Source organism: Pseudomonas sp. WS 5146, from assembly GCF_012985495.1.
In the GTDB taxonomy this organism is placed as follows: Bacteria; Pseudomonadota; Gammaproteobacteria; order Pseudomonadales; family Pseudomonadaceae; genus Aquipseudomonas; species Aquipseudomonas edaphica.
Window position 1 is genome coordinate 110,380 of the sequence record NZ_JAAQWL010000014.1, and the last position, 9,770, is coordinate 120,149.

The window sequence follows — 9,770 nt, forward strand, 5'->3', positions numbered from 1 at the left end:
GAAAAATCAGACAACTAAACCAGAAATATTTAATGACCAATCAGTCAGTTTTATCGAGGGCGGCATCCAACTCCAGCATCAACCCGCTCAGGCGTTTGACCTTGCGCCGCACCGCTTCTTCAAACACCCCGCCTCGCGGTTCGATCAAACTGAACCAGCGTTTGGCGCGGGTGATGCCGGTGTAGATCAGCTCTTTGGTCAGCACCGGGTTCAGCGCATCGGGCAGGATCAGCGCCGTGTGAGTGAATTCGGAGCCCTGGGATTTGTGCACGGTCATGGCGTACACGGTTTCCACATCATTCAGACGGCTGGGCAGTACAAAACGCACCCCACCCTGGCCATCGTTGCGTGGGAAAGCCACACGCAGCACCTGTGGGCCGCCGTCGCTTTCGGGCAGTTTGAGGGCGATGCCGATGTCGCCGTTCATCAAGCCCAGGCCGTAGTCGTTGCGCGTCATCAATACCGGGCGGCCTTCGTACCATTGGTCATCGCCTTCGATCAGCCGCACTTTGCGCAAGGCGGCGGTGATGCGCTGGTTTAAACCTTCCACGCCCCATGGGCCTTTGCGCACGGCGCAGAGTAGTTGGAAGGCGTCGAAGGCTTGCAATAGTTGTTGCGCCCAGTGGGTCCAGGCGGCGTCTTCGCGCGCTGTGTCGAGGGCCGGGCGCGCGCTGTGCAGCAGGTTGAGGTAATAGCGATAACCCTGGGCGTCGTCGCCCTGCCCGTCCAGCACCAGGCGCTCAAGCGCGTGATCGTGTTCGCCCTTGAGGCTGAGGCAGAACAGGTCGTTGTGGCTGCGCGCGGCAAGCAGTCTGCGCGCCTCTTCGGCATTTTGCTGGTTAACCCAACGCGCCAGTTGGCCGATGCCACTGCCTTCGCCGAAGCGTCGCGAATAGCGCAGCATGACCACTTGCTGGGCGAGCGGATGACTGCCATCGAGATCTTCCTGCAGGCCGCTGGCACTGAGGTCTTCGCCGCTGACCGCTTGCAGCCATTGGCGCGTGTCGGGGCTGTACCAGCCGGCTTCGGCATCACGGCATAAGTCGCCGAGCACGGCGCCGGCTTCGACCGAAGCGAGTTGGTCTTTGTCCCCGAGCAATACCAGGCGTGCGTGGGGCGGCAACGCGTCCAGCAGGTTGGCCATCATTTCCAGGTCGATCATCGAGGCTTCGTCCACCACCAGCACATCCAATGGCAACGGGTTGCCGAGGTGATGCCGAAAATGTCGCGTGCCGGGGCGGCTGCCAAGCAGGCGGTGAACCGTGGTGACCTGGGTGGGGATTTTTTCCCGCACGCTGTCCGGCACATTCAGCGAGAGTACTTGCTGGCTGATGGATTCGGTGAGGCGTGCGGCGGCTTTGCCCGTGGGCGCCGCGAGGCGGATGCGCAATGGGCTGTTGGCCTCTACCGCCGGGGCCTGCAGCAGCGCGAGCAGGCGCACTACAGTGGTGGTCTTGCCGGTGCCGGGGCCGCCGGTGACGATGCTGAAGGCACCGCGTGTGGCCAGGGCGCAGGCGAGTTTTTGCCAGTCGATCACGCCGTCCGGCGGCGGTTGATCGAACAAGGTGTTCAGGCGCTGCGGCAAGTCAGTGCCGACGGTTTCCTGGGTGGCCAGGCGCAGGCGCAACGCCGTGTCGATGCGCCGTTCGTAGGTCCAGTAGCGGCGCAAATACAGGCGTTTGCCGGACAGCACCAGCGGGCGGCTCTGGGCCGATTCAGTGCCATCAACAGCCAGCGCGACCAAGTGACTGGCGGCCAGCGCCTGGCACCAGTGGGCGCCATCAAGGCCGTCGAGCAATTGCGAGGGCAGCAACATGGCGCCGGTTTGCAGGTCGCCTTCGGGTGGCAATGACAGGGCAAAGTCTGGCGCTTTAAGGGTTTCGAACAAGTCCAGGCAGACGTGGCCATGGCCCAATTGGTGGCTGGTCAGTGCGGCGGCCAGCAATACCAGCGGGTCGGCCTGCGGGTCGAGTTCGTGGAGGAAACCGACGAAGGCTTTGTCCAATGCGCGCAGCCAGCCACGCTCAACCCAGCGTTCCAACAACTGCAACAGGTCGGCGGCGCGACTGAGTGGCATCAACTCCTCAAGCGGTAAGGGCGACAGGCTCATAGCAGCACTCCTTGTTCCCAGGCGGGCTCAACCTTGGGCGGTATGGGTTTGCCCTGGAACAGCAGGTCCAAGCCTTCGATCAGCTCACGTGGCGGCCGGGTGAAGTACGCGCCCTGGCTGGTGGCCTGGGTGCCCCGCAGGAACAGGTACAGCGCACCGCCGACATGGCGGTCATAGTCGTAATCCGGCAGGCGTGCCTTCAACTGGCGGTGCAGGGCCAGCAGGTAAAGTACGTATTGCAGGTCGTACCGATGCTCGAGGATCGACTGTTCCATGGCGTCCTGCGTGTAGGCCGAATCGTCAGGGCCGAGCCAGTTGGATTTGTAGTCGGCCACGTAATAACGGCCGTCGTGTTCGAACGTCAGGTCGATAAAACCCTTGAACATACCGTTGAGCAGCACCGGTTCGGCGGCCACTCGGGACACGCCGTTGTGGGTGTGCTGGCACACTAGCTTGTCGAGGGCCAGCACGTCGACTTTGTGGCTGGCGAACCAGAACTCCATTTCGATCTGGTAGTGCTGCAGGCTGCTGAGGGCGACTAGATCGTTATCTACCGGCAGCGGCGTTTGCAGCAAATGGCCGAGCCAGCCGCTGAGGGTGACGATCCAGCCTTCCCAGTTGCGCCGATTACAGCGGGCGCCCACGGCTTTTTCGATGGCCTCGGGCGTCACGTTGAAGCCTTCCTCGCCCGCCCATTCCAACAGACCATGGAGAAAGGTGCCGGGGTTAGGGCCACGTGGGAAACGGTGAATGTCGCCGCCAGACGCTGCCACTTCACGCGGTGCGTCGGGGTCGAGGCGTTCGTCGTCGAACAGCTTCTGGGCTTGTGGGCTTTCTGGTGCTTCTAGATTAGCGGCGCTCATGCTGTCGCCAATTCTTAGCGCACTGTAAGAAGCGATCCACCAGTTTTCAGCGGCTTTGCGCGCGGGCAGTAACGGTGCCAGCAAGGTAGCCTCGTTACGCGGCGGGTGGAACAGGCTGTATTGCGCGTCGGGCACGTGGGTGTAGTGGATGGCAGCGCAGCCCTCCTGCAAGTCCAGCAGCCAGCGCGCCAGACCAGCGGATTCGCCCAACGAGGCACCGCCACCGAGCAGATAACCCAGCGCGGACAGGTGCAAGACCGAGCTGCTGTTATTGCCACGTTTGAGGTCGGCAATGCCCAACCAGCACGCGTGTTTGGCACGCGTGAGGGCGACGTAGAACAACCGCAGGTCTTCGGCCAGGCGCTCGTCGTCGGCTTGGGCAATCAGCTCGGCGGTCGGCCGCAGGCTGACTTGGGATTTGCCCTGTTCGTCGTGGTAATGCAGCGGCAAACGGCTGCCATCCACCGGCTTGGCCGAGCAGATAAACGGCAAGAAGACCAGGTCGTATTCCAGGCCCTTGGATTTGTGGATGGTCACCACCTTGACCAGTTGTTCGTCGCTTTCCAGGCGCAGAATCTGTTCTTCACCGGCCTGGCCCGACAGTGCCAGGTGTTCGGCCAGGTGGCGAATCAATGCTTGCTCGCCATCCAGCTCTGACGCGGCCTGTTGCAGCAGTTCGCTCAGGTGCAACAGGTTGGTCAATACGCGTTCGCCGTCACTGCGGGCGATCAGGGTTTGCGGCAGTTTGAAATCATGCAGCAGGCGTCGCAGCATCGGCAGCACGCCTTGGGTACGCCAGATCGCGCGATAACCACGGAACTGCATCACGCGGGTTTCCCACGCCAGTTCGTCCTGGTTCAGACGCTCCAGTTCCGCCAGTGACAGGTTCAGGGTGACGCAGGCCAGGGCGGCGCGCAGTGGGCGCTCGACGTCCGGCTCGGCGCAGGCCTTGAGCCAGGCCAGCAGGTCATGGGCTTCCTGAGCGGCGAACACCGAATCCTTGTCAGACAGATAAACGCTGCGTACACCACGGGCGGCCAGTTCGGCGCGCACGGCTTGGGCTTCCTTGCCGTCGCGCACCAGGATGGCGATGTCTGACGGTAGTACGCCTTTTAAGCTGCCATCCGGTTGTAGGAAACCCGCGCGGCCCTGCTGCCCGCCATTGAGCAACTCAACAATTTGCGTAGCACAGGCGGCCGCCAGTTGTTGGCGATAGACCGCGTTGGAAATCGGCTGATCGGTGGGCAGGTGCCAGAGGTTCATCGCCGGCAAGGTTTGGCCATCGACTTGCAACTGCTCTTTGCGGCCTTGGGACAACACCGAGTGGAACGGCACCGGGTTGTCGCCATTTCGCTCACGGAACAGGAACGCGCCACGGCCGGTCTCGGCACGCTGGAACACATGGTTGACCGCCTCGACCATCGCGTGGCTGGAACGGAAGTTGGTGCCCAGGGTGTGATGGCGGCCGGTGGTGGACTGGCGGGCGCGCAGGTAGGTGTAGATGTCGGCGCCACGGAAGGCGTAGATGGCCTGTTTGGGGTCGCCGATCAGGAACAGGCCACTGTCTAGGTGGTTTTCTTCGATGCGGTAGATGCTGTCGAAGATGCTGTATTGCACCGGGTCGGTGTCCTGGAATTCGTCGATCAGGGCGACCGGGAATTGCTCACGGATCACATTGGCCAAGCGCTCGCCGCCGTCGGCTTGCAGGGCGGCGTTGAGGCGGATGAGCATGTCGTCGAAGCCCATTTCGGCGCGGCGGCGTTTTTCTTCTTCGAAGCGTTTACCGACCCAACCGGCGGCGTGTTGCAACACGGCGGCATCGGGGGTTGGCAGCGCGTCGAGGCTGGCCTTGAGGCTGGCCATGGCGTCGATGCCAGGGTGGCGCGGCGGCTCGCCCTTCCAGGCTTCGGCCATGCCATCGGGCGTAAGGCGGGTGAAGCCGGTGCCGATGTCGAGTTGTTCGAGGGTTTCGTCAGCGGCCCAGGCGCTGATCTTTTCGAACCAGGGTTCGAAGTAACGCGCCTGCATCTTGCGGCCGTCGACGGCTTTGGCGGCGACGGCTTGCAGGCAGATATCGCGCAGCTCGATGGCCCATTGTTGCCAGGGCGCCTTGAGCGCGACCAGCGCTTGGCGGCGTTCTTGCAAGCAAGCGTTGATCAATTCGGCCGGCTCACGGGTTTCATCGGTGGGCCGTTCGCTGCCGAACAGCGCGCGCACGCGTGGCATCAGCGCGGCGGGGCCGCTCCAGTTTTTGCGCACCCAGTTGAGCGCATCGTCGTGCATTGGGTAGCAGAACAGCCGCCAGTAATCGCGCAGCACTTCGCCGAGCAGGTCGCTGTGGTCGGTTTCCAGGGTTTGGGTGAACAGGCTGCCGCTGTCGAACGCGTGTTCGCGCAGCATGCGCTGGCACCAACTGTGGATGGTCGAGACGGCAGCTTCGTCCATCCATTGGGCGGCGATGTCCAGGCGGTTGGCACAGGCAGGCCATTGCTCGGGCAGGTATTGGTCACGCAGGTCGGCGATCAGGGCGTCCGGTTGCTCAATTTCGTCGCGGAAGAACCGCGCGGCTTCGGCGAGGCGGATGCGGATGCGTTCGCGCAGCTCTTTGGTGGCGGCGTCGGTGAAGGTCACCACCAGGATTTGCGGTGGCAGCAGTTCACGACCAAAGCCGGATTCTTCACCACCGTGACCAAGCACCAGGCGCAGGTACAGGGCGGAAATGGTGAAGGTCTTGCCGGTGCCGGCGCTGGCTTCAATCAGCTGGCTGCCTTTGAGTGGGAAGGCCAGGGCCAAAGGTTTACTGATCATGCGCTGGCCTCCTCGCTGCTGAGTGATCGCCATGGGGCGTTGATCAAGGGCCGATAGAGGGTTTCGGCCCAACCTTCGAATTCTTCGCTGGCGATGAGCGTGGCATAATCCGGGAATTGGCGGGTGAGCGCCGGGGTTTCGCGGCGTTCGCCGTCGGTGGTCAGGCCGTCACCTTCGTAGGCTTTGCTGGCTGCCGCCTGGGCCTTGTCGGGGTCGGTTTGGCCGAGCCAGGCGAAGGCGGTTTTCACGGCGACGGGCAGTGGTTTGCGCATGCCGGTGTGCCAGGCCAGTAAAAGGTTGCCGAGTAGTTCCTGGGCGACGGTTTTTTCCAGCGGGGCCAGCAGCAAGGTGTCGTCACTGGCGACCAGCCCGGTACTGAGTGGCAAGCCGCAGGCGCAGGCCACCACATGATTGACCCACGGGCGGATCAGTCGATGCCACTTGCGGGTCTTGATCGAGCCAATGCTGTTGGGGATGGTGGTGACGCTTAACAATCCGCCATCACTGCGCCGATGCAGGCCACTGATCCAGCCTTCGAGTTCAATGCCTTGATGCTCAAAACTGATCGGTTCGGCAGCGGTTTGTGGCGTAGGCCAGAGCGCCAGTAAGTGTTGATAACGCTGCAGTAGATCGGGCAATGGCTCGACCAATTCATTACGCAGGCATTCGCCGAAACCGACCATGGGCAGCAGGCCACTGCCTTGCAGGCGCAGGGCTTGGGCATTCAGGGCCTGGTCTATGTGATCGGGCTGGGCCAAGGCTGCATTGAGCAGGCTGTCGCTGAGGCTGTAGCGTTGCAAGGCATCGAGAACGAAAGGTTCTTCATCGGCCAGCGGGACTTCAGCGGCTTCGAAGAACACTTTCAGACGCTGGCTGAAGAAGTGTTTGACGGGGTTGCGCACAAAGTCTTGCAACTGACCGAGGCTCAGAGGTTCTTCCTGGTGGTGCTCTGCCAAGTGTTCTTCTGTAGCCGTGGCCACGGGTGCTTGATGGAGCAATTGCCATTCGCGGGCGTAGCTGAACAGCGCATCACCTTCGTGGAAATAGCGGGCGCTGAAGGGTTGGAGTGGGTGCTCCTGGGTCATGGCTTCCAGCAACGGTTCTTGTGTGTCTGCGTTATGCCAGCCGCTGGCGAGGTGGTCACGCAATTGGCCGATCAATACCGAGGCAGGGCGGTCGCTGTTGTCGCGGATGCTGCGGCCTACCCAGCTGATATAGAGCTGATCGCGGGCGGACAGCAGCGCTTCGAGCAGCAGGTAACGATCGTCTTCGCGGCGTGAACGGTCGCCGGGGCGGTAGTCGCTGCCCATCAGGTCGAAGTCCAGCGGCGGTTGGGCTCGCGGGTAGTCGCCGTCGTTCATGCCGAGCAGGCAGACCAGCTTGAACGGGATGGCGCGCATGGGCATCAGGGTGCAGAAATTGACAGCCCCAGCAAGGAAGCGCTGGGACAGGCGGCCTTGGTCGAGGCCGGCGAGCCAGGCTTCGCGGACGACGGTAAGAGGTAACTCGTCCTGCAGGCCGACGGACTCGCAGGTTTCCAGCCAGTCTTCTCGCAGCTGTTCGAGTTGGCCGAGTAGATAGTCGTCGTGCTCGCTGCTGGGCAGGAAGAACAGCTGCATCAGGCGTTGCAGGCGCTCGCCCCATTCTGGGGGGCTTGCCGGTTGTGACAAGGCTTGATGGGCGTGGTTTAGCGCATCGAGCAAGGCGACCAGTGGGCCGATCAACGCGGCGTCCAGCCCGCCGATTTCATCGTAGGGCTCAATACCGTCACAGGCGATTCCAGTGCCCACGGCATAGCCCAGCAACATACGGCGCAGGCCGAATCGCCAGCTGTTTTGCTCAAGCTCCTGGGGAAGGCCGAGGCCGGCGCGCTGTTCGGCGTTGAGGCCCCAGCGAATGCCGGCGCCTTCGATCCAGCGGTGCAGCGTGGGCAGATCACGCTCCTTGATGGCAAAACGTTCGCGCAAGGCGGGGACGTCGAGCAGGTCGAGGATTTCGCTGACGGGGAAGCGGCTATCTGGAAGTTTTAGCAGGTGTTCGACGGCGATCAGCAGCGGATCGCGGCCGCGTTGGCCTTGGTCGGTGAGGGTGAACGGGATGAAGCGTGGGTCGTTTCGCTCAAGCTGGCCGAAGACGGCGCGGATGTGCGGCGCGTAGCTGTCGACGTCGGGGACCATGACGATGATGTCACGCGGGCGCAGTGTGGGGGCGGCGCTGAAGCGTTGGAGCAATTGGTCATGGAGGATTTCCACTTCGCGTTGGGCGCTGTGGGCGACGTGGAAGCGGATGGAGCTGTCGTGATTTAGATCGACGCCCGGCCACAGTTCGCGGGTTTCATTGAGTGGGCGCAGTTCGAGGATGTCGTCCTGCAATTGGTTGAGCAACGTGGTGGGGTCGTTGTCGCTGAACAGGTCGATGCGGCCATCACGGAAGGCGGCGCGGTAGCTGTTGGGGTCGTCGTAGCTGTCCAGCAGGCTAATGTAGTCGCGGCCCTGTTTGCCCCAAGCGGCCAGCAACGGGTGCGCATGTTGGTGCAGGGTTTGCGGGTCGATGGTGACTGGCATGCCGGCTTTGCGCGCCTGGCGTTTGTACTCGTTACGCAGCAGGTCTTTGTCGGCGACGATGTCGGACCAGTGGTGGCGGCAAGGGTTGTGTACGCACAGCAGGACTTGGCTGAAGCGTGCCAGGCCGGCGAGTGCTTCCAGCGCTTGGGCGGGCAAGGATGAAATGCCGAAAACGATGACTCGGGACGGCAGCCCCTGAGGGGCTTTTTCGAGGGTGTTGATCCGCTCGATAAAACGCTGGTGAACACCGGCACGGCTTTCGGCCATGCCCTCTTCGCCAACGTCCAATAGCAGTGCACGCCATAGTTCGGCCTGCCAACAATTTGCCGGGTTCAGGGGCTTTGCTTCGCCTCGGCCATTGCGCAGTTGATGGCGACCGGCGGCCCAATCTTCCAGCCAGTCGGCGCGGTAGACCTGGTATTGGTCGAACAAGTCGGCCAGGCGTTCGGCCAGTTGATAGCGTTTGCGCAGGTCGGTGTCGTCGGTGAGAAAGCGCTGCAGGGGCTCGAAGTGCGGTTGGTCGATGAGCTCCGGGAGCAGGCGCATCAGGCGCCAGGTCAGCGGGGCCTTATCGAGCAGGGATTTGGGCGGGATTTCGTCTTTGCCCAAAACCATGCGATAGAGCTGCCACATGAAGCTACCGGGGAGTTGCACATCGATAGCCGCGGCGATGCCACAGCCGCCCATATCATCTTCTTCCGGATCTTCTGCCAAGGCCAACTTGAGCCATTGGGCAATGCCGTTGCTTTGGACCAGAGCAATTTCGTTTTCCAGAGGAGCCAGGGGATAACGGCGCATCCAGCTGACTACCAGACTGCGCAGTTCGTCCAGGCGGTTGCCGTGAACCACCATGAATCCAGCGCTGAGGGACGTCGCATCCGGCATAACGGCTTCCTTGGGAAAAGCAAAATCGAGGCATGGACTTTAGCATTGAAGGCGGTGGCAGGCTGCAACAGGGAAACGCTTGATACATTGCGTGCCCACGCTTTTCGACCGCCCAAAACAAAACCCCATCTGCTTTCGCAAATGGGGTTTCGGAATTTAATCTTGACGATGACCTACTCTCACATGGGGAAACCCCACACTACCATCGGCGATGCATCGTTTCACTACTGAGTTCGGGATGGGATCAGGTGGTTCCAATGCTCTATGGTCGTCAAGAAATTCGGGTACTGAGTCGTAGCCAGATGGCTTCGCTTCAGCAAATTGGGTATGTGACAGCTTTCGGTGTTTTGTGAGCGTCGAACTTTCGGTTCATCTCGTCTTCACACACCGCAATCTGATGCTCTTTCGAGTAGTCAAATTGCTTGGGTGTTATATGGTCAAGCCTCACGGGCAATTAGTATTGGTTAGCTCAACGCCTCACAGCGCTTACACACCCAACCTATCAACGTCGTAGTCTTCGACGGCCCTTCAGGGAACTCA

The 9,770-nt window shown here is 61.8% G+C and carries 3 protein-coding genes and 2 rRNA genes; all 5 read right to left on the bottom strand.

Annotated elements, in window-relative coordinates:
* Nucleotides 1–40: 40 nt before the first annotated feature.
* Nucleotides 41–2,110 carry an exodeoxyribonuclease V subunit alpha gene (gene recD / locus HBO41_RS27275; RefSeq protein ID WP_169988473.1) on the bottom strand — a complete coding sequence of 690 codons (2,070 nt, stop codon included), beginning with the start codon at nt 2,108–2,110 and terminating at the stop codon, nt 41–43.
* Complete coding sequence (recB, locus tag HBO41_RS27280; protein WP_169988475.1) at nt 2,107–5,781, bottom strand: exodeoxyribonuclease V subunit beta; 3,675 nt, start codon at nt 5,779–5,781, stop codon at nt 2,107–2,109. Before recB ends, recD begins: the two co-directional genes overlap by 4 nt.
* The gene (recC, locus tag HBO41_RS27285) at nt 5,778–9,230 is read right to left on the bottom strand and encodes an exodeoxyribonuclease V subunit gamma (RefSeq protein ID WP_169988477.1); all 3,453 of its coding nucleotides are present in this window, start codon (nt 9,228–9,230) and stop codon (nt 5,778–5,780) included. The genes recB and recC overlap by 4 nt, the downstream gene beginning before the upstream one ends.
* Before the next feature lie 160 nt (nt 9,231–9,390).
* Nucleotides 9,391–9,506, bottom strand: a 5S ribosomal RNA gene (gene rrf / locus HBO41_RS27290).
* A gap of 157 nt (nt 9,507–9,663) precedes the next feature.
* Nucleotides 9,664–9,770 (bottom strand): 23S ribosomal RNA (locus tag HBO41_RS27295); the annotation flags it as partial.

Excerpts from the sequence above, each read along its gene's own strand:
- recD (WP_169988473.1), bottom strand. The coding sequence starts at position 2,110 with ATGAGCCTGTCGCCCTTACCGCTTGAGGAGTTGATGCCACTCAGTCGC.
- recB (WP_169988475.1), bottom strand. The coding sequence starts at position 5,781 with ATGATCAGTAAACCTTTGGCCCTGGCCTTCCCACTCAAAGGCAGCCAG.
- recC (WP_169988477.1), bottom strand. The coding sequence starts at position 9,230 with ATGCCGGATGCGACGTCCCTCAGCGCTGGATTCATGGTGGTTCACGGC.